Source organism: Neisseriaceae bacterium CLB008, from assembly GCA_041228285.1.
Lineage (GTDB): Bacteria > Pseudomonadota > Gammaproteobacteria > Burkholderiales > Neisseriaceae > JAGNPU01.
Map to the genome: position 1 here is coordinate 2,149,400 of CP166133.1, position 19,068 is coordinate 2,168,467.

Annotated in this window: 16 protein-coding genes; 4 read left to right on the forward strand and 12 right to left on the reverse strand. The window is 53.8% G+C overall.

Going from position 1 to position 19,068, the window contains the following annotated elements; translation table 11 throughout:
* Nucleotides 1-147: 147 nt before the first annotated feature.
* Complete coding sequence (gene gyrA, locus AB8Q18_09915; protein XDZ50511.1) at nucleotides 148-2,811, reverse strand: DNA gyrase subunit A; 2,664 nt, start codon at nucleotides 2,809-2,811, stop codon at nucleotides 148-150.
* Between the two features lie 234 nt (nucleotides 2,812-3,045).
* Here gyrA and AB8Q18_09920 point away from each other — a divergent pair, with 234 nt between their 5' ends.
* The 3 genes from AB8Q18_09920 (at nucleotide 3,046) to nemA (ending at nucleotide 5,129) form a co-directional block, all read left to right on the forward strand.
* Nucleotides 3,046-3,534, forward strand: a complete 489-nt coding sequence (locus AB8Q18_09920) for a copper resistance protein NlpE (GenBank protein ID XDZ50512.1) — start codon at nucleotides 3,046-3,048, stop codon at nucleotides 3,532-3,534.
* A complete protein-coding gene (locus AB8Q18_09925; GenBank protein ID XDZ50513.1) occupies nucleotides 3,534-3,881 on the forward strand; it encodes a hypothetical protein in 348 nt (115 codons plus the stop codon). Before AB8Q18_09920 ends, AB8Q18_09925 begins: the two co-directional genes overlap by 1 nt.
* Before the next feature lie 153 nt (nucleotides 3,882-4,034).
* Nucleotides 4,035-5,129, forward strand: a complete 1,095-nt coding sequence (nemA, locus tag AB8Q18_09930; protein XDZ50514.1) for an N-ethylmaleimide reductase — start codon at nucleotides 4,035-4,037, stop codon at nucleotides 5,127-5,129.
* 54 nt (nucleotides 5,130-5,183) lie between these two features.
* On the opposite strand, the gene AB8Q18_09935 is transcribed toward nemA, so the two are convergent.
* From AB8Q18_09935 to AB8Q18_09980, 10 genes are all read right to left on the reverse strand, one after another.
* Nucleotides 5,184-5,876 carry a thermonuclease family protein gene (locus tag AB8Q18_09935; GenBank protein ID XDZ50515.1) on the reverse strand — a complete coding sequence of 231 codons (693 nt, stop codon included), beginning with the start codon at nucleotides 5,874-5,876 and terminating at the stop codon, nucleotides 5,184-5,186.
* A 265-nt stretch (nucleotides 5,877-6,141) separates the two neighbouring features.
* On the reverse strand, nucleotides 6,142-6,360 hold the full coding sequence (locus AB8Q18_09940) for a YdcH family protein (GenBank protein XDZ50516.1): 219 nt from the start codon (nucleotides 6,358-6,360) through the stop codon (nucleotides 6,142-6,144).
* A gap of 401 nt (nucleotides 6,361-6,761) precedes the next feature.
* Complete coding sequence (locus AB8Q18_09945; protein XDZ50517.1) at nucleotides 6,762-7,214, reverse strand: N-acetyltransferase family protein; 453 nt, start codon at nucleotides 7,212-7,214, stop codon at nucleotides 6,762-6,764.
* A gap of 24 nt (nucleotides 7,215-7,238) precedes the next feature.
* A complete protein-coding gene (gene kdpE, locus AB8Q18_09950) occupies nucleotides 7,239-7,925 on the reverse strand; it encodes a two-component system response regulator KdpE (GenBank protein ID XDZ50518.1) in 687 nt (228 codons plus the stop codon).
* 3 nt (nucleotides 7,926-7,928) lie between these two features.
* The gene (locus tag AB8Q18_09955) at nucleotides 7,929-10,613 is read right to left on the reverse strand and encodes an ATP-binding protein (protein XDZ50519.1); all 2,685 of its coding nucleotides are present in this window, start codon (nucleotides 10,611-10,613) and stop codon (nucleotides 7,929-7,931) included.
* Complete coding sequence (gene kdpC / locus AB8Q18_09960) at nucleotides 10,610-11,197, reverse strand: potassium-transporting ATPase subunit KdpC (GenBank protein XDZ50520.1); 588 nt, start codon at nucleotides 11,195-11,197, stop codon at nucleotides 10,610-10,612. Before kdpC ends, AB8Q18_09955 begins: the two co-directional genes overlap by 4 nt.
* Nucleotides 11,198-11,222: 25 nt before the next feature.
* On the reverse strand, nucleotides 11,223-13,301 hold the full coding sequence (gene kdpB, locus AB8Q18_09965; GenBank protein XDZ50521.1) for a potassium-transporting ATPase subunit KdpB: 2,079 nt from the start codon (nucleotides 13,299-13,301) through the stop codon (nucleotides 11,223-11,225).
* A gap of 11 nt (nucleotides 13,302-13,312) precedes the next feature.
* Complete coding sequence (gene kdpA / locus AB8Q18_09970; protein ID XDZ50522.1) at nucleotides 13,313-15,019, reverse strand: potassium-transporting ATPase subunit KdpA; 1,707 nt, start codon at nucleotides 15,017-15,019, stop codon at nucleotides 13,313-13,315.
* Nucleotide 15,020: 1 nt separating this feature from the next.
* Nucleotides 15,021-15,110, reverse strand: coding sequence for a potassium-transporting ATPase subunit F (locus tag AB8Q18_09975; protein ID XDZ50523.1), 90 nt, complete (start codon nucleotides 15,108-15,110; stop codon nucleotides 15,021-15,023).
* A gap of 163 nt (nucleotides 15,111-15,273) precedes the next feature.
* The gene (locus tag AB8Q18_09980; GenBank protein XDZ50524.1) at nucleotides 15,274-16,179 is read right to left on the reverse strand and encodes a LysR family transcriptional regulator; all 906 of its coding nucleotides are present in this window, start codon (nucleotides 16,177-16,179) and stop codon (nucleotides 15,274-15,276) included.
* A 102-nt stretch (nucleotides 16,180-16,281) separates the two neighbouring features.
* Between AB8Q18_09980 and AB8Q18_09985 the strand changes: the two genes are divergently transcribed.
* Nucleotides 16,282-17,472, forward strand: coding sequence for an MFS transporter (locus AB8Q18_09985; protein ID XDZ50525.1), 1,191 nt, complete (start codon nucleotides 16,282-16,284; stop codon nucleotides 17,470-17,472).
* A 316-nt stretch (nucleotides 17,473-17,788) separates the two neighbouring features.
* Here AB8Q18_09985 and efeB read toward each other — a convergent pair whose 3' ends face one another.
* Nucleotides 17,789-19,066, reverse strand: coding sequence for an iron uptake transporter deferrochelatase/peroxidase subunit (efeB, locus tag AB8Q18_09990; GenBank protein XDZ50526.1), 1,278 nt, complete (start codon nucleotides 19,064-19,066; stop codon nucleotides 17,789-17,791).
* Nucleotides 19,067-19,068 lie beyond the last annotated feature (2 nt).

Sequence of the window (19,068 nt, forward strand, 5' to 3'; positions counted from 1 at the left end):
CGCTGATCTGGCTTTAAAAATGCTTCAGAATGCTGGCTCTTGGCCACACAGCCATAAAATAAATAATAATACAATAGCATAACAATAGACAAAAAAATAGACCCTAAAAAGGGTCTATCGTGGGCCAAGCTTAAATGATCAAACCAATTAATCTTCAGCCTCGTCTTTAGGTGCCGTCTCAGCGCTGTCAGAGGCGTCTGCGCTTGCTACGGCATCAACAGCCAAAACCTCACCATCGCCCTCTTCGTCCAGCTCGTCCTCTTCCGTCTCCGCCACCTTGGTCAAGCTTACCAAGTGTTCGTTTTCATCGAGGTTAATCAGCTTCACGCCCAGAGCCGCACGGCCGGTTTCGCGTACTTGATCCACCTTGGTACGAATCAGAACGCCGCCAGAAGTAATCAGCATCAAGTCGTCAGAGTCTTCCACTAAAGTCGCCGCTACGAGCTGACCGTTACGCTCACCGGTGTCGATCGCAATCACCCCTTGGGTACCGCGATTGGCCTTACGGTAATCGTCAACCGGCGTGCGTTTGCCGTAGCCGTTTTCAGTTGCGGTTAAGACCTGCGCCCCACTTTCGTCGGCTGGATCGCTCACCAAAAGGCTGATGACGCGATTATCCGGATCGGTCAGATTCATGCCGCGCACGCCACGGGCAGTACGGCCCATAGGACGAACGTCGTTTTCATCAAAACGCACGGCCTTACCAGCGCTTGAGAACATCATCACGTCGTGCTGGCCGCTGGTCTTGGCCACGCCAATCAAGCTGTCGCCTTCATCCAAGGCCAAGGCAATGATGCCGGCGGTGCGTGGGCGCGAGAAGTCGTTCAGCGGGGTTTTCTTAACCGTACCTAAAGCCGTCGCCATGAACACATATTCGTGTTCGGTGAATTCTTTCACCGGCAAGATGGCGCTGATTTTTTCACCTTCTTGTAAATCCAACACGTTGTTGACCGGACGACCACGACTGTTACGGCCACCTTGAGGCAGCTTATACACCTTAATCCAATGGCACTTACCTAAAGAGGTAAAGCACAATAGATAGTCATGGGTATTGGCCACAAACAAGGTTTCGATAAAATCTTCTTCTTTGGTTGCCGCTGCCTGTTTACCACGGCCACCACGGCGCTGAGCCTGATAGTCATCGGTTGGCTGCGCTTTAATGTAGCCGGTGTGGGTCAACGTCACGACCATTTCCTGCGGCGGAATCAGATCTTCGTCGGCAATGTCGCCGCCAAATGGGTTGATTTCCGAGCGACGCTCGTCGCCAAACTGGGTCTGAACCGCCACCAGCTCATCGTTGATGATTTGGTTGACGCGTTCAGGTCGGGCCAGAATATCTAACAAATCCATGATGATGTCCATGATGTCTTTGTATTCAGCCACAATCTTGTCTTGCTCAAGGCCGGTTAGGCGCTGCAAACGTAAATCCAAGATCGCCTGCGCCTGAATTTCACTTAAGTGATAGCCATCTTCTTTCAGGCCATACTCTGGGCCCACGCTTTCTGGGCGAGCCATGGTTAAATCAACGCGGCTCAACATGTCTTCCACTAAGCCTGAGCGCCAAGCTTTGGCCAATAGACCGGCTTTGGCTTCAGGTGGCGTGGCGCTAGATTTAATCAAGGCAATGATTTCATCCACGTTTGACAAGGCCACGGCCAAGCCTTCCAAGACGTGACCGCGGTCACGGGCTTTACGTAGTTCAAACAGGGTACGACGCGTCACCACTTCACGACGATGGCGCAAGAATTCATGCAGAATCTGCTTGAGGTTCAAGAGGCGAGGCTGACCGTCGACCAAGGCCACCATATTGATGCCGAAGCTGTCCTGTAGCTGGGTCATTTTGTACAGCTGGTTGAGCACTACTTCAGCGTTTTCACCGCGCTTAAGCTCGATGTAAATACGCATCCCGGATTTGTCGGATTCATCACGCAAATCTGCAATGCCTTCGATAAGCTTTTCTTTCACCAAGACGCTGATTTTCTCCAACAGCTTGGCCTTATTCACCTGGTAAGGAATTTCATCCACGATGATGGCTTCTTTTTCACCCCGGCCTACTGGCTCAATATGGGTTTTGGCGCGCATCAATACACGACCACGGCCGGTGCGGTAGCCTTCGCGCACGCCGGACAAGCCATAAATGGTGGCGCCGGTTGGGAAGTCTGGTGCCGGAATGTGTTCGATCAAATCGTCGACGCTCAGCTCAGGATCAGCCAATAGGGCCAAGCAAGCGTTGATGGTTTCTTTGATATTGTGTGGTGGAATGTTGGTGGCCATGCCCACGGCAATGCCGGAGCTGCCGTTGACCAACAGGCCTGGCACTTTAGCCGGCAAAATCAACGGTTCGTATTCAGAGCCATCGTAGTTAGGACCAAAGTCTACGGTTTCTTTGTCGATGTCGGCCAATAGCTCATGCGCAATGCGCGACATTCTGATTTCGGTATAACGCATGGCAGCGGCGCTGTCGCCGTCGACAGAACCGAAGTTACCTTGTCCATCGACCAGCATATAGCGCATAGAGAAATCTTGGGCCATACGCACGATGGTGTCGTAGACGGCTGAATCACCGTGGGGATGGTATTTACCGATCACGTCGCCGACGATACGGGCAGATTTTTTATACGCCCGATTCCAATCATTATTGAGTTTATGCATCGCAAAAAGCACGCGGCGGTGTACGGGTTTCAAACCATCACGTACATCAGGCAACGCACGCCCCACAATCACACTCATTGCATAGTCAAGGTAGGAGCGACGCATTTCCTCCTCTAGACTAATGGCAATGGTTTCCTTGGCAAAAACTTGATCAGTCATAGCATATTTTTCTTGATAAGATAGTGATAAATTATAGCATAAACAGGGTTACTTCACATCATGTACGCCGTTTATATCCACGATTTCTCGGGTTTAAGAAAGCCGTGTGGCGCTTGACGCAAATTTTGACTGAATTTTTAAGCTCGAAAAGGGTCACACTAAATATTCCGACGCTTAAAGCTGTATGATGAAATCATTACAGCCTCATTTTCAACGAACGAAAAGGAAACCAATATGAAAAAATTCATGATCCCCGTACTGGGTAGCCTGTTTATTTTAGGTGCGTGTTCACAGGAAAGTGCCGCTACCGACGAAGCCCCTAGCGAAGCTTTAACCCAAGCGGCGCCAGAAGCCACCACCGAGGCAGCAGTAGACACCGAACACAATGCCCAAACCTCACTAGACTGGGCCGGCACCTATGAAGGCACCTTGCCTTGCGCCGACTGTGAAGGCATCAAAACCAAATTAGTGTTAAACGATGACGGCAGCTATGAGCGCACCAGCGAATACTTGAAAGAAGTGAAGCCCGGTGAAGAAACCACCTTTACCGACAAAGGTCAGTTTACTTGGAATCAAGCGGGCAACATCGTGATTTTGGACGAAGCGGCAGACAAAACTCAATACTTTGTGGCTGAAAACCGTCTTGAAATGCGCGACCAAGAAGGCGAAGCCATTACGGGCGCGTTAGCAGAACACTACATCTTGCAAAAGGCAGCTGAGTAATGAGCGCTACGCCCTGGCGACTGGGGCTGCTGGGGCTGCTGGGCCTGTTTGTCTCATTAGGCCTGGCTGCATGCCAACCCCAAGGCCAGAATGAGGAAGGCGCCACGGAGCAGGAGGGTGATCAGATCACCCTCGCCTGCCAAGGCTTTGAAGACCAAGCCGCTTGCCAGCAGGTTGTCGAGAACTGCCTAGACAGCGGCGGCACGTTTGAATCCATCGCCCTAGTCAACAGTGCCGATCAATCCATGTTCAACATCGTTTGCCGTGGTCCTGACGCCACCGCAGACCCGGTACCCATTCCTACGCCAGAGGCTGAAGCCAGCACCCCTGCTAATGCTCAGCCCTGATGTAAAAACCAGCCCAGGCTGGTTTTTTTATGCCTATCCAAGATAGGTCACCACGCAAGAGTCGCCGTCTATCCCATTGAATTTAGAGAACCTACCCCAACCTAGAGATCATATTGCCCAACTCATGATTCATTGTCATCCTAAGGAGCCTTAATGAGCCTATTACTCTCTCCTCTGACCATCGGTCAGACCACTTTAGCCAACCGTGTATTCATGGCACCGCTGACGCGCTTACGCAGCATTGAGCCAGGTGATCTGCCTACCGACTTAATGGCCACTTATTACGCTCAACGCGCCAGCGCTGGCTTAATCATCACCGAAGCCACTCAAATTTCACCCCAGGCCAAAGGCTATGCCGGCGCACCAGGCCTACATTCGCCTGAGCAGCTGGCCGCTTGGCAAAAAATTGTCGACCAGGTACACGCGAAAAAAGGCCACATTGCGGTTCAGTTCTGGCACACCGGCCGAATTTCTCATTCTTCGCTACAGCCACAGCAGCAACCGCCCGTAGCCCCTTCTGCCATTGCAGCCAAAAGCCGCACCTCTTTACGCGACGAAAAAGGCTTGGCCACGCGCGTGGATTGCTCTGAGCCACAGGCACTGACCCAAGAAGGCATTCAGCAAGTCATCGCCGATTTTGCCCACGCCAGCAGCATGGCCAAAGCCGCAGGCTTTGACTTTTTAGAGCTGCACGGCGCCCACGGCTATCTATTGCACCAATTCCTATCGCCCAGCGCCAATCAGCGCACCGACGCATACGGTGGCAGCATCGAAAACCGCAGCCGCCTTACCCTAGAAGTCGTCGATGCGGCCATTAAGGCCTGGGGCAAAGACCATATCGGTATTCGCCTGTCGCCCATGGGGCCCTTTAACGGTGTTGAAAACGGCGTCGATCAAGAAGAAGCGGCCCTGTATTTACTCAGTGAACTCAATCAGCGCCAAATTGCCTACGTTCATCTTTCCGAGCCAGATTGGGCGGGCGGTGAGCCTTATACCGACGATTTTCGTCAAAAAGTACGCGCCACCTTCACCGGCCCCATCATTGCCGCCGGCGCCTACACCCAAGCCAAGGCCGAAGCCTTACTGAGCACCGGCCTTGCCGATGCCGTGGCCTTTGGTCGAGCCTACATCGCCAACCCTGACTTGGTTGAGCGCTTTGCCCACGATGCGCCGCTCAATCAGCCCGACCCAACCACGTTTTACGGTGGTGATGAAAAAGGCTATACCGACTACCCTTTCTTGCCCTAAACCATGCACAGTAAAAAACCACGCTTCAAAGCGTGGTTTTTTGTTGATCCGGCTTTAGCCGCCTCGGCACAGCTGCTCACAAGGCACCCCATCACCGTCGCCATCTAAGCGCTTCACCCGACACACGTTTAAGAAATAACGCGCTTCTTCACAGCTGTTCATCTCCTTACAGTATTGCTTGGTACCACAGGTAAAATTAGCCTGCTGTGCCCGCCCTTTGCTGGCACGTGAACGCGTGTGCTCACTGGGCACCACTTGGGTGCGCGCATCCTGCAGGCGATAGCCCTTACGCCAATCCTGAGGATAAATAGGATTAGGCTCCGACCACAGCCCCACGCGCTTGGCTTCTGCCTGACGCTGAGCGGCCAAGTAGGCCGGATCTTTAGCGTATTCGACATAGGCCCAGGCCATGCCTTTTTGCACCAGCATCAGGTTCACGTTTTTATTCTGTATGTACACAATCCCCAAAGTACGGCCATAGCGATCGGTACTGCCCCCTTTAATCACCACATCTTTACCAAACACAGCATCGGACAACACTTTTTTAGCCGCCGTCCCAAAGGGCTGCTTGTTTTCTGGGGCATCAATCTCACCCAGGCGCACCTTTACCTGCTTTTTGGCCACGGTTAAACAGGTTAAGGTATCGCCATCGGCAACCCCCACCACCCTACACGCCATGTCTTGAGCCTGAGCCGTGGCCATTAAACCCAATAGCCCCAACCACACTATTACTTTATTTAATTTCACTGATCACAAATCCATACTTCGATGATGAGCCTTCATGCCCATCGGTTGACTAACAAAACGGCTTTACTGCCCGAATGCCTGATCAAGCCAGAGCCCCAGCCAATCAAGCGTCAGGCATGGTAACAAGTGTGGCCCATTCAGCAAAGGCCTCGGATGGACATTCATGCCTAAACGGCTGATCACATGCACATTATGCAGCCAAAATAAAAACAACCACAGCTCAGTGTGGTTGTTGGCAATGGGGCTTACGCCCAATAATCGGGAATCAGTTTTGGGTCACATCATGCGCTTGTAAAAATACGTATAGCTGATCTTTCAAATTAAGCTTCTCTTTTTTCAGCCTCATGATCTGATCATGATCGGCGTGGGTTTTCTCCATGCGGGCAATTTCATGATCTAAGGCATTATGTTTTTCAAAAAGAGATTGGAATCTGGGCTGAGTGCTTTTAAGTTGAGAAATTAAATCACGGTATTCTGGAAACATGATGCAGCTCCTATTTAATAATGGGTCATGACTGAAGGATCACGCTGGTCATTGCACAATATTCATAGACGGCCTTTCTGCGGTTCAACACGTTCTTTTTACAGATTTTTTAAGTCGTTTTCACACTAAAGGAAGTTTTAGTATGGTCTCTTAAAGCCGTCCCAGTCAACCCATCCCATTGATTTAAATCAAAATAAAAACAATATAATAGGGAACCAATTCGCACAACCAGACCCTACCTCGCCTCACGCCCCTTTATTCTGGTTGACGCATCTTGACCACAGTTTTTCCAGCCCAGCGCTCAACCATGGCTCTGATCCACACCAGCCCAACAGATCCTAGCCCCAACAAAAAACGCCAAAGTCTGCCTTTGGCGTTGGCTCAATAAGCCTGGGATCAGCTTATAGCATGTGTTTATACTGAATGAATCCCGTTTTTTGGGCAATGCGGTCATACAATAGCTGGGCAGTGTGGTTGGTTTCTTCCGTCAGCCAATGCACTCGCGACCAGTTTTGGGCCTTACCCCATTGATAGGCGGCCTCAATGAGGGCACGACCCACGCCTTGACCACGTACAGATTCATCCACGTATAAATCCTGTAAATAGCCATAATTTTGCACCGTCCAGCAGCTGCGATGCTCGATGAGATGAGTAAAGCCTACGATGCGCCCATCTGCTTCAGCCACCAATGCCCACATGGGCTCGGCCTCGTCCATAAAGCGCTGCCAGTTCACCTGAGCCTGCTCAGCGCCTAAATCGGCCCGATAAAATACTTGGTAGCCTTGCCACAATGGCAGCCAAGCCGCTTGATCAGCCTCGTTGGCCAACCGAATGTGAATGTGTCGTGTCGACATCCTTTTCTCCTTAAGGGGGGTGCTTTAAATCGAGACAAAACGATAGCCAACGCCTGTTTCGGTGATTAAATGTACCGGCATGGCAGGATTGGTTTCTAATTTTTGGCGCAAATGCCCCATGTAAATGCGTAAATAATGCGGCTGTTCCACATAGTTAGGGCCCCACACCGCGTTGAGCAAATGGCGCTGAGTACACACCTTGCCCTTATGGTTGACCAATTCAATCAATAAAGCGTATTCGGTTGGGGTTAGGTGAACGTTTTGGCCATTTTTTTGCACCACCCGATTCACCACGTCGATAGACAAATCGCCGCTGACTAAGGGCTGATGCAAACCTTGTGGCTGCATCCGCCGTGTCTGTACCCGTAGCCGTGCCAAAAATTCGGGAATGCCAAACGGCTTAGTCATGTAATCATCGGCGCCCGCATCTAAGGCCGCTACTTTTTCTGGCTCATCGTGGCGCGCCGTCAACACGATCAACGGTGCATGAGACCATTGCCTAAAAGCACTGATGAACTGTTTGCCATCGCCATCGCCCAAGCCCAAGTCCAAGATCACGCAATCTGGCTGGCGTGAAGCCGCTTCAATCAGCCCCCGCTTCACCCCATCGGCCTCAAACACGCGCCAGCCTTCTTCGCTTAAGGCCAAAGCCAAAAAACGGCGAATGTGAGGATCGTCTTCAACGATTAAAATGGTTTTGTGTCCGTCCATGCTTCACTCTAGGCTAGGTGCTGGCTGTAGCGGCAAGGTAAACCAAAAATGGCTGCCAGCACTGTCGCTGCGTAACGCCGCATCAATGTGCCCAGCATGAGCGGTTACGATGGTTTTGGCAATACTTAAACCCAAACCCGTACCGACTTTGTGGCTTTCTTTTTCGCCGCGGCTAAATTTTTGAAACAGTTCGGCCACTTGCTCAGGCTGTATGCCTTGACCGTGATCCAAGACCGACACCTGCAAGCATTGTGCCAACACCTTCACCTCAATGGTTACTTCGGCCGGCGCAGGGCTATAGTGAATGGCGTTGTCCACCAGATTGCTTAACACGCGCTCAATCAACACCCCATCACAGGCCACCAACGGGCAATCTGCTGCTATGTGGGTATGGAACGTCACTTCTGGATGGGCAAACAAGGTGGCCCGCGTCACGCTGCCCACCAGCTCTTCCATTGAATGCCACTCCTTGTGTAAAGAAAATTCAGCGCTTTGTAGGCGCGCCATTTCCAATAGATTAGACACCATGGCATACAGCCTTTGAGCGCAGTCATGAATGGCGTTGAGGCTATCGCCCACTTGCTCTGGCGCCAGCTTTTGCTGGGCTTTAGCCAACCATTCGGCTTGCGCCATCAGCGCCGTCAGCGGCGTGCGTAAATCGTGTGAAATCGTCGCCAACAGCGTATTGCGCATTTGTTCTGAAGCAATCCCCATCGTGGCCTGCTGGGCCACGGCGGCAAAGTGAATCCGTTCCAAGGTTAAGGCTACTAAGCTGGCCAGCACATCGAGCTGACGCCGCTTTTCGGGCAACCACAAGGACTGTGGATCATCAGGCGCAATCGCCAAAATGCCGCGAATACGAATGGGGGCCTTGAGCGGCAAATACAAATAAGGGTGTTTGGGCAAGGTGTGGGTGCCAAAACCGGCCTCTTGTTGATGAGCATACGCCCACTGCGCAATGGGCAAATCAATGCCGTCAGCCGACTGCGTCTGTTGTAATTGTTCGTCTAGATTAGGCAGCAAAAAGGCCACTTTACCTTTAAATTCTTGCAACAAGATTGCCTGGCTTTGCCGAATGATCTCATCAAACTCCAACTGCCCGGACAGGTTTTTGGCAAACTCAAACAGCGAAATGGCACGTTGCTCGCGCCGATTGGCCATGCGTGCGCGCAGCTTGAGCGACAAGGCATATTGACCGGTCAAGAGCCCCACCCCCAGCATCACCACGAACGTGATCACATACTGCACATCGCCCACGGCAAAAGAATGGCGCGGCATCACAAAGCCAAAGTCAAACAGCGCCACCGTAATGAATGATGCAAACATGCCTACGCTGCGGCCATAGCGCACGCTCATCGCGACCACCAAAACCAAAAACAGCATGATGATGTTGGCGTTGTCCAAGACATCGGCCAGCGGATACAACAACAGACTCAAGGCACAGCTGGCCAGCAGCGTCACCCCGTAGGGCCATAGGCGCGCGCGCCAAGCGCTCTTAGCCGCAGCCACCGGCGCCGTCGGCATAGCCTGGCGCTCCACCTTACTGGATGCCTCGGCCCCGCCGCTGCCAACGTGCACCACGTTGATCTCAGGCGCCAGAGCGCGAATCTGTTGCGCCACGCTACGCCGCCACGGCCAGCGCGACCATCCAACTAAACACATCACATGGGCAAGATTATGCGCCCGTGCGTAAGCAACCCACTCTGGCACAGACTGTTCGCCTTGCGTGTAAGCTGTTTGCGCCCCCAAACTGGCCGCAAAGCGCAGCTGCGCCGTCACCGCCGCCTGCCGAGCCTGAGCCGCTTTATGTCCGCTGGGCGTGTCGACAAACAACACATGCCACTCACCGCCCAACTGTCCAGCCAAACGCGCGCCGCTGCGGATCAAATGCTCATCGTCAGCCCCTCCGCTTAAGCACACCAGCACGCCTGCATCGGTCTGCCAGACGCTGTGAATGGCTTCGCGCTGACGATGGGTTTTCACGTCGGCCTCAATGCATTCAGCCGTACGTCGCAGCGCAATCTCTCGCAAGGCGATTAAATTACCTTTTTTAAAAAAATGCTGATGCGCCCGCTGCGCCTGAGCCTGGGCATAAATGTGACCATCTTGTAGACGCTTGGTTAACTCTTGTGCCGTGGCGTCCACCAGCACGATCTCATTGGCACCATCAAAAAACGAATCGGGCACGGTTTCGTGAATCGCCACCCCGGTAATGTGGGCCACCACGGCATTCAGGCTGTCTAGATGCTGCACATTCAGAGTGGTCCAGACGTTGATGCCTAAATCCAACAGTTCGGCCACATCCTGCCAGCGCTTAGGGTGGCGCGATCCCACCACGTTGCTGTGGGCCAGTTCATCCACCAGCAGCAGTTCGGGCCGAGCCAAAATGGCAGCATCCAAATCAAATTCCAGCACGGGCTTACCGTGAAACAACCACGTTTTTTTGGGCAGCGTTGGCAAACCTTCTGCCTGCGCCATCGTCGCCGCTCGCCCGTGGGTTTCCACCACGCCAACTAAAACGTCTCCCCCAGCCGCCTGAACCTCTTTGGCCGCCTGTAACATGGCGTAGGTTTTCCCAACCCCGGCCACAGCGCCCACATAGATCCGCAGCTTACCCCGCTTTTGGGCGCGCTCATCGGCCTGTAACGTGTGCAACAAGTGATCGGGGTCTAGGGTTTGATTCATCATGGTGTAGGCTTCGCTAACTGATCTAAACGGTCATTTAATAACAATACATTAATCCTATTTTCACCAAATAGCCATGTCGATCGCACTGCCTGTTCGGCAATCAAAGCCCGTAGCTGAGCTTCATCCAGCGCCCGTGCCTGGGCCACGCGCGGCACCTGATACTCGGCCGCCGCTAGGCTGATGTCTGGATCTAGGCCGCTGGCCGAATGGGTCACTAAATCCACCGGCACCGAATGAGCAGCGGCCCCTGCTGGCGCTAAGGCACTGAGGCGCTGAGCCACTGATTCTGTCAGACGTGGATTACTCGGCCCTAGGTTGGCGCCACCAGAGGCTAGGCTATTGTAGGCATGATCGCCCGCTCCCGATGGCCGTCCCCAAAAGTATTCAGGGCCAATAAAGTTTTGCCCAATCAAAGCCGAGCCAATGACTTTGCCTTCGCGCCAAACCAGGCTGCCCGCGGCCTGCTGCGGAAACCACCATTGCCCTAAAGCCGTCACGCTCAAGGGGTAAACCACGCCCAATAGCAGCGACAGAAACACCAATACGCTGACCGCAGGGCGCAGCAAAGAATGATTTGTTTGCATTTCTTTTCCTTTTTCAACCTCTGGCTTAAGCCATCCAGGTCAAGACTACGTCAATCAATTTAATGCCGATAAAAGGCACCACCAAACCCCCTAGCCCATACCAAAAAATGTTTTGGCGCAGCAGCTGGACGGCGCTTAAGGCACGGTAGCGCACCCCTTTCATTGCCAAAGGAATCAGCGCAATGATGATCAGGGCATTGAAAATCACGGCCGCCAAAATAGCAGACTCAGGGCTGTGTAAGCCCATCACGTTCAACGCGGCCAGCTGCGGATATAAAGGGGTAAATAAAGCCGGAATGATGGCAAAGTATTTAGCCACATCGTTGGCGATGGAAAACGTGGTCAGAGCACCGCGCGTCATCAACAGCTGCTTGCCGGTTTGCACCACTTCGATCAGCTTGGTGGGGTCGGAATCCATGTCGACCATATTGCCGGCCTCCTTTGCCGCCTGAGTACCCGAATTCATGGCCACCGCCACATCGGCTTGAGCCAAAGCAGGCGCATCGTTGGTGCCATCGCCCGTCATGGCCACCAGCAGGCCTTGCTGCTGATAGCTGCGAATCATATTGAGCTTGTTTTCTGGCGTGGCCTCGGCCAAATAATCATCCACCCCCGCCTCAGAGGCGATTGCCGCAGCGGTTAAAGGGTTGTCACCGGTAATCATCACCGTCTTGATGCCCATTTCCCGCAGTTGGGCAAAACGGCGGCTCATATTGGGTTTCACCACGTCTTTCAGGGCCAAACAGCCGATCACCCGATCGCCCACGGCCACCACCAAGGGCGTGGCGCCTTCTGCGGCAATGAAGTCCACCTGTTTTTGCACCGCGCTCGGAAAGCTTGCCCCTTGAGCCTCAACGTAAGCCTTAATCGCCTGCGATGCGCCTTTACGAATCGCCAGCAAAGCGCCATCCACCTCAATGTCAACACCGCTCATGCGCGTTTGCGCCGTGAACGGCACCGCCGTCAATGCAGGCCATTGCTGCTGTAAAGCGTCTGCGGTCAGCTCTGGCTGTTTGATTTGGGCCAAGGCCACGATGCTGCGCCCTTCTGGCGTTTCGTCTGCCTGCGAGGCTAACCACGCTTTTTCAGCAAAATCAGCTGGGCGAATGCCCACGGCCGGATAAAAAGCGCTGGCCTGGCGATTACCAAACGTAATGGTGCCGGTTTTATCTAACAGCAAGACGTCGATATTGCCCGCCGTCTCCACCGCCCGCCCTGATTTGGCCACCACGTTTTTGGCCATCATGCGGCTCATCCCTGCTACGCCAATGGCCGACAATAAGCCACCGATGGTGGTGGGAATCAAGCACACCAGCAGCGCGATCAAAGACACAATGGCCAGCGGCGCCGTGGCATCGCCCACGGTAGCGGCAAATACCGAAAACGGCAGTAGCGTGGCCACCACCATCAAGAAGATTACCGTCAAGGTCACCAGCACAATGGTCAAAGCCACCTCATTGGGGGTTTTCTGGCGCTTAGCGCCTTCCACCATGCCAATCATCTGGTCAATGAATGACTCGCCAGGATTGGCGTTGATGCGCACCTTCAACCAGTCCGACACCAGCCTTGTGCCCCCCGTCACCGAGCAAAAATCACTGCCCGCGGCCCGAATCACGGGCGCCGATTCACCCGTAATCGCCGATTCGTCCACAGAAGCCACGCCCTCGATCACCTCACCATCCATAGGCACCAGCTCACCCGCCTGAACATACACCACGTCGTTGATGCGTAAGTCGCTGGAGGCCACAATTTCTTGCTGCTCTTGCCCTTTTTTCATGCGCAAACGGCAAGCCGACACCGTTTGCTTCAGTTCCTTCAGCGAAGCGGCCTGAGCCTTACTTTTACCTTCGGCATAAGCTTCTGCAAAGTTAGCAAACAGCAAGGTAAACCACAGCCACGCGGTTAACGTCACCACAAAGCTCGCATTATCCGCACCTTGCCACAGCGCCTGTAGCGCTAAACCGGTACTGAGTAAACTGCCCACATACACCACAAACATTACCGGATTGCGCAGCTGCGCCCGAGGGGTGAATTTCCACAAAGCGTCTTTAACCATTTGCATGGTCGCTGCCGTCGTTAAAGCGCTCGTTTTTTCAGTTAACATAGCCATTCCTTTTAATGCATCCACTGTAGATGTTCAATCACAGGACCCAGCACCAGTGCCGGCAAATAGGTTAAGGCGCCCACTAACACAATGACGCCCAGCAAGAGGCACATAAACAATGGGCCGTGAGTCGGTAAAGCGCCGTCAGAGTGGGTGCGTTTTTTCTTGGCCATGCCACCGGCGACGGCCAACACCGCCACAATCACCCCAAAGCGCCCGATGAGCATGGCAGCCGCTAAAGCGTAGTTATAAAACGGCGTGTTCGCACCTAAGCCTGCAAAGGCACTACCGTTATTGTTGGCCGCCGACGTAAAGGCATACAGAATTTGGCTAAAGCCATGCGCTCCTGGATTGGTGACGCCGGCTTGGCCCACGTCAGTCACTGCCGCCACGGCGCTGCCCAGCAACACCAAGCACGGTACCGTCAACAACGCTAACGAGACGGCTTTCATTTCGCCTGCCTCAATTTTCTTGCCCAAATATTCTGGGCTGCGACCAATCATCAAGCCAGCCAAGAACACCGTCAAAATCACCAACAGCAGCATGCCATAGAGACCAGAACCCACGCCGCCATAGATCACTTCGCCGGTTTGCATCAACACCATCGGCACCAAGCCGCTTAACGGCAGGAGCGAATCGTGCATATTATTGACGGCGCCACAAGAAGCCGCCGTGGTCACAGCGGTAAACAAAGCCGACGCCACGATGCCAAAGCGCGTTTCCTTACCCTCCATATTGCCGCCCGCCTGGAGGCCAGCTTGCCAACTACTGTCAACGGCGGAGCCCAGAACGGGATTGGCCTGCTGTTCGAAGTAAAAAATCACCATCACCAGCAACACAAACAGCGTGGTCATAGTGGCGTACAGCGCCCACCCTTGACGGGCGTCGCCGACCATACGGCCAAAACAAAAGCAAAGAGACACGGGCAGCAGCAAAATCAGGCTGATTTGCACAAAATTGGTTAAACCCGTGGGATTTGAAAATGGATGAGCCGAGTTGGCGTTAAAAAAACCACCGCCGTTGGTGCCCAAAAGCTTAATCGCTTCTTGCGAGGCATTAGGCCCCATCGGCAATACCTGTGCCATGCCTTCTAAACCAAGGCTAGGAACGTAATCTGCCAGGTTTTGGATCACCCCTTGGCTGACAAAAAAGAGCGCCGCCAGCACCGAAATCGGCAGCAAGACCCACACGCACAAGCGCACCATGTCTACCCAAAAATTGCCCACGCCCTCAGCTTCATGACTGCATAAGCCCCGAATCAAGGCAAACACCACCGCCATGCCGGTAGCCGCAGACAGAAAGTTTTGTAGCGCCAAGCCCAACATTTGGGTGACGTAGCTCATGCTGCTTTCACCGGCATAACCCTGCCAGTTGGTGTTGGTGACAAAGCTGACGGCAGTGTTCAGCGCAGAATCTACGCTGGGTGCGGCAAAACCTTCTGGATTCAAGCCCAAATGGCCTTGGCCAAGCTGCAAAGCCAAAAGGCACAGCAGGCCCAAACCATTGAACAACAAAAGTGCACTGGCGTAGCGCCGCCAGCTCATATTGGCGCCAGCATCTACGCCCAATAACGCATACCCCTTCACGGCCCATGCGTGTGCGCGCTGAGTCAGCGGCAGAGGGCTGGCCACCTTGGCCAAATACAGGCCTAAGGGATAGCCAAGCACGGTTAACAGCGCCAGATAGCTGATTAATAAAGCCAAAGCCTGAGTCATCATTTTAAAATGCCTCCGCTTTAAGTAAGGCGTACAGCAAGTACGCCAACAGAGCCACAACGCCAAGCGCGAGGCATGCATACAGCACAGTCATGTGTATTTCCTAAGGATGAGGACAGGATTCATCATAGGAAAAACCGCATCAAAATGACGTAAAGACTCGGGGCCAGCGTATAAAAATAGTGTAAAAATAAAGGAGAATCGGCATGAGGGCGCCGAAAAGACGCCCATGCCTATGGTGAAGCGAACGCTTAGACCTAAGCGAGCGTTTGAAAATGTGTGACCAAGACGTCAAGCAGTTGGCCCACAGCAGGCGCTCTATAGTCTCGGGTAGGATAAGCCGCCAACAGCGTCAGCGCCAAAGGCGCCTGAGGCAAGGTCAAAATCTGTAGGCGCCCAGCAGCAACGGCTTCGGCGCAGGCCGACTGAGCCAGAATCGCAAACCCAACCCCCGCCAAGGCTGCCTCTGTCGCCATTAGGCCGCTGTTGACCCGGTAGTGACTGTGCACATTGACGGTTTCAATGCGGCCATCGGCGTGGGCAAATTGCCACGGCAGACCCTCAAGCGCACTCAGCGTGGTGATGCAGGGCAAACGCTTCAGTTGAGCCAAGGTTTTAGGCTGGCCCACACGGGCAATCAGCTCAGGCGCCGCCACCACCACGCTGGGAAACGTAGCCAGCGGCCGCACCACAATGCTGCTATCAGCCAGCGCACCACGGTGAAACAACAGGGCTAAATCGACGTTTTCTTGTAAAATTTCCACGCCCGCGGCACTGGTTTGAATACTGAGCTGTAGGCGCGGATGGGCCCGTGCAAACGCCGCCAAGACTCCACCCAAAAGCGCTGGCCCCCCTTCGCTTGGCAAGGACAGGCGTAAAGTGCCGACCAGCTCGTCTTGAGCCGCACCCAATTGGGCTTCGGTGCGCGCCAGCTGCGCCAACAGCGGCTGCGCATCGGCGTACAGCAACCGCCCCGCTTCGGTTAGGCGCATGCTGCGGGTACTGCGCACCAGCAGCAAAGCCCCTAAGTGTGCTTCTAGCTGGGCGACGGCTCGGCTCACATTAGAGCTGGGCATGCTTAAGGCCTTAGCGGCACCGATAAAGCTACCCGCTGCAACCACCTGCACAAACACGCGCAGCGCGTTTAAATCCATAGCGGCCATGACACTATCCCGTTTACGATATCAATAAAACCCATTTTAGCAGACTAATCCCAAAATCAACGATGATTTATCCTAATGCTTTCTCATTAATCGGTACGACTCATGACCCTATTTCATCCTCAGCCCGCCCTGCGCACTGCGTTTGTCATTGCCCTAATCCAATTCGCCAACGCCTTGGAATACATGATGATTAACCCTATATTCCCCTATATGGCCAATACGCTAAAGCTACCCGTCAGCCATGCTGGCTACGTCTCTGGCGCGTATACCTTGGCTTGTGTCTTGTCTGGACTGGCGGCCTATAAGATCGTGGACCGCTTCCCTAAAAAAAAGCTCTTGACGCTTAACCTATTGCTACTGGGCCTAATGACGGCACTGATGCCTTATGCCACCTCCTGGTCAAGCCTCATCGCAATTCGATTCGGTGCCGGCCTATGTGGCGGCCTGACTTTGGGTGTCGGGATGGCGCTGCTGCTGAACCAAACCCCACCGGCGCTACGCGGCAAAGCCATCGCCACCGTGCTGGCAGCGTTTTCCGTAGTCAGTATTGTGGGCCTGCCGCTGGCCTTACTCGTCGCCAATCATCTCGGCTGGCAGTGGTCATTCTGGCTAGTGGCTGGACTATGCTTACTGTGTGTGCCCTTATTGCATGCGCTGGTGGCGGCAGAGGCCCCGTCCTCACGCCCAGAGCCCCAGCAAACCCTAAGCCTCAGCCCACGCTTGCTTTGGGGCGTCGGCGCCAGCGCGCTGACCAATTTCAGCCCGTTCTTGCTGATTCCCTTATTGGCGCCCTTATTCACCGACCTTTTGGCCCAGCCGCTAAGCCAGCTACCGCTGCTGTTCCTTGGCGGTGGCCTCAGCGCTTTGGCCGCCACCAAGCTCGCCGGCAAGGCCTGTGATCGCTATTCACCACTCAACGTCGCCACGGCCGCCACGGCTTTATTCCTGCTCAGCCTATTGCTGTTAGCGCTACCCCTACCCACTACGTTCAAAGCCTATGGCTTTATGCTGCTCTTTATGTTCGGCACCTATGGACGCATGGTCGCCGCCACCGTCCTCGCCGCAGCCATACCGACGGCCGCCCAGCGCGGTGGTTTTAGCGTATTGCAAACCGCCTGCAACCACCTCAGCGCCAGCGCCGCCTTCGGCTTACCGGCGTGGTGGCTGCACAATCAGGCCTTCAGCCAAAGCAACCTATGGCCCTTAGTCCTGCTAGCAGGCATCAGCGCCCTATCTTTACTGCCTTATCTGAGCAAGCTTAAAGGCATGGCTCAGCCAGAATCCATTCAGTAAGGTAGCGGTATTTTTGATGGATGAGCGGGTGATTAATGTTTGTTTTTTGTCGCTAATAGATGGATTATTTACCGTCGCCTAGGGTGGGTAAAGCGTAGCCTACCCACCACTCCTAACGTGCTTACGTGCCCAGATTTAAAACCCGCGTGGGTCACGACCCACCCTACGCTTAAGGGCCTACGCTGTAGACGTAAAAAAGAGCAGAGAGAGAGATACAACAAACCAGAGAACGATCGTTGACATATCCCCCCCCCATGATACAAAAAGCCCCAGCAAGCCGGGGCTTTAATTCAAAATCAGACCAACCACCTAAATGTTAGGCTTCAAACAGCGTCTGGCCTAAGTAGCGATCGTCGGTAATGCCCGGCAGGGCAAAATAATAGCCACCGCCAAAAGGCTTGATGTATTCCTCTAAGGGCTCACCGTCTAGGCGTTTTTGGGTGCTGACAAAACCGGCGTCAAGGTCTTGCTGGAAGCACACAAAAATCAGGCCCATGTCGAGCTGGCTGGATTTGGTTAAACCCAAAGAATAGCTGTAGCTGCGACGGCGTAGCTTAGCCGTGTAGCGATGAGGATCGCGCGGTTCGGCACGGCGCATGTGTGAATCATGCGGCGTGATTTTCCCTTCTGGGTCTTGATGGAAGGCAGGATCGTCAAACTCGGTTTTTTGACCAAAAGCCGCACCGCTGGCTTTTTGGCGGCCAAAATCAACCTCTTGTTCGCCCAAAGGCGTGCGGTCCCAAAACTCTAAGAAAAAGCGAATCAAACGCACCACGTGATAGCTGCCGCCGACGGCCCAGGCAGGCTCGCCCGAATCTTTATTCACCCACACCAGCTCATCCATAAGCTTTTTATCGCTACCAGGTGCATTACCGGTGCCGTCTTTAAAACCAAACAGATTGATCGGGGTGTGGCCGTTACGGATGTCGCGCGCCGGTAAAAAACCGTCCATCTTCCACTGAGCAACTAAGCGCCCAGAAAAGGTTTTGACGATGTCGCGCACCGCATAAATCACCGTTTCGCGACTATTGGCACAAATTTGCAACAGTAAATCGCCATCACACCAGGTGGCGTCGAGGGCATCGTTAGGGAAAGACGGCATTTCAATCAGGTGCTTAGGCTTATGCGCCGCTAAACCATAGCGCTCATCAAACAAAGAAGCCCCCACCGAAGCGGTGATGCTGAGGCCATCAGGATGAATGTAATCCCCTAAAATACCTGATTCTGGCGGCGGATAGCGGCCATCTCGGGTAGGCTGTTCGCCGCCCTGAGTTAAAAACGCAATCTTGTCGCTTAGCTTATGAAACAATTCGGCCACGCCAGCTTTGTCTTTAGCCACCACGGTAAAGGTGATGAAAATCGCTTCTTGCTGTTCAGGGTCGATGATGCCGGACTGATGCTCGCCCTTAAACGGCAGGCTTTGCAACGTCGGATCTTCCTCAACCGCAGGCTCTGCCGCTGGTTGCCCTTTTAATAGGCCATAACCCCCAACGGCCCCAATAATCAAGCCGCCGCTGGCCAAGCTCAAGCCTTTTAAGGCTTGGCGGCGCGAAGGGTTAACGGGTTCGGCCGTCACTTTTTTTGGTTCTGACATCA

Coding starts and splice junctions, on each gene's coding strand:
- gyrA (XDZ50511.1), bottom strand. CDS start 2,811: ATGACTGATCAAGTTTTTGCCAAGGAAACCATTGCCATTAGTCTAGAG.
- AB8Q18_09920 (XDZ50512.1), top strand. CDS start 3,046: ATGAAAAAATTCATGATCCCCGTACTGGGTAGCCTGTTTATTTTAGGT.
- AB8Q18_09925 (XDZ50513.1), top strand. CDS start 3,534: ATGAGCGCTACGCCCTGGCGACTGGGGCTGCTGGGGCTGCTGGGCCTG.
- nemA (XDZ50514.1), top strand. CDS start 4,035: ATGAGCCTATTACTCTCTCCTCTGACCATCGGTCAGACCACTTTAGCC.
- AB8Q18_09940 (XDZ50516.1), bottom strand. CDS start 6,360: ATGTTTCCAGAATACCGTGATTTAATTTCTCAACTTAAAAGCACTCAG.
- AB8Q18_09945 (XDZ50517.1), bottom strand. CDS start 7,214: ATGTCGACACGACACATTCACATTCGGTTGGCCAACGAGGCTGATCAA.
- kdpE (XDZ50518.1), bottom strand. CDS start 7,925: ATGGACGGACACAAAACCATTTTAATCGTTGAAGACGATCCTCACATT.
- AB8Q18_09955 (XDZ50519.1), bottom strand. CDS start 10,613: ATGATGAATCAAACCCTAGACCCCGATCACTTGTTGCACACGTTACAG.
- kdpC (XDZ50520.1), bottom strand. CDS start 11,197: ATGCAAACAAATCATTCTTTGCTGCGCCCTGCGGTCAGCGTATTGGTG.
- kdpB (XDZ50521.1), bottom strand. CDS start 13,301: ATGTTAACTGAAAAAACGAGCGCTTTAACGACGGCAGCGACCATGCAA.
- kdpA (XDZ50522.1), bottom strand. CDS start 15,019: ATGATGACTCAGGCTTTGGCTTTATTAATCAGCTATCTGGCGCTGTTA.
- AB8Q18_09975 (XDZ50523.1), bottom strand. CDS start 15,110: ATGACTGTGCTGTATGCATGCCTCGCGCTTGGCGTTGTGGCTCTGTTG.
- AB8Q18_09980 (XDZ50524.1), bottom strand. CDS start 16,179: ATGGCCGCTATGGATTTAAACGCGCTGCGCGTGTTTGTGCAGGTGGTT.
- AB8Q18_09985 (XDZ50525.1), top strand. CDS start 16,282: ATGACCCTATTTCATCCTCAGCCCGCCCTGCGCACTGCGTTTGTCATT.
- efeB (XDZ50526.1), bottom strand. CDS start 19,066: ATGTCAGAACCAAAAAAAGTGACGGCCGAACCCGTTAACCCTTCGCGC.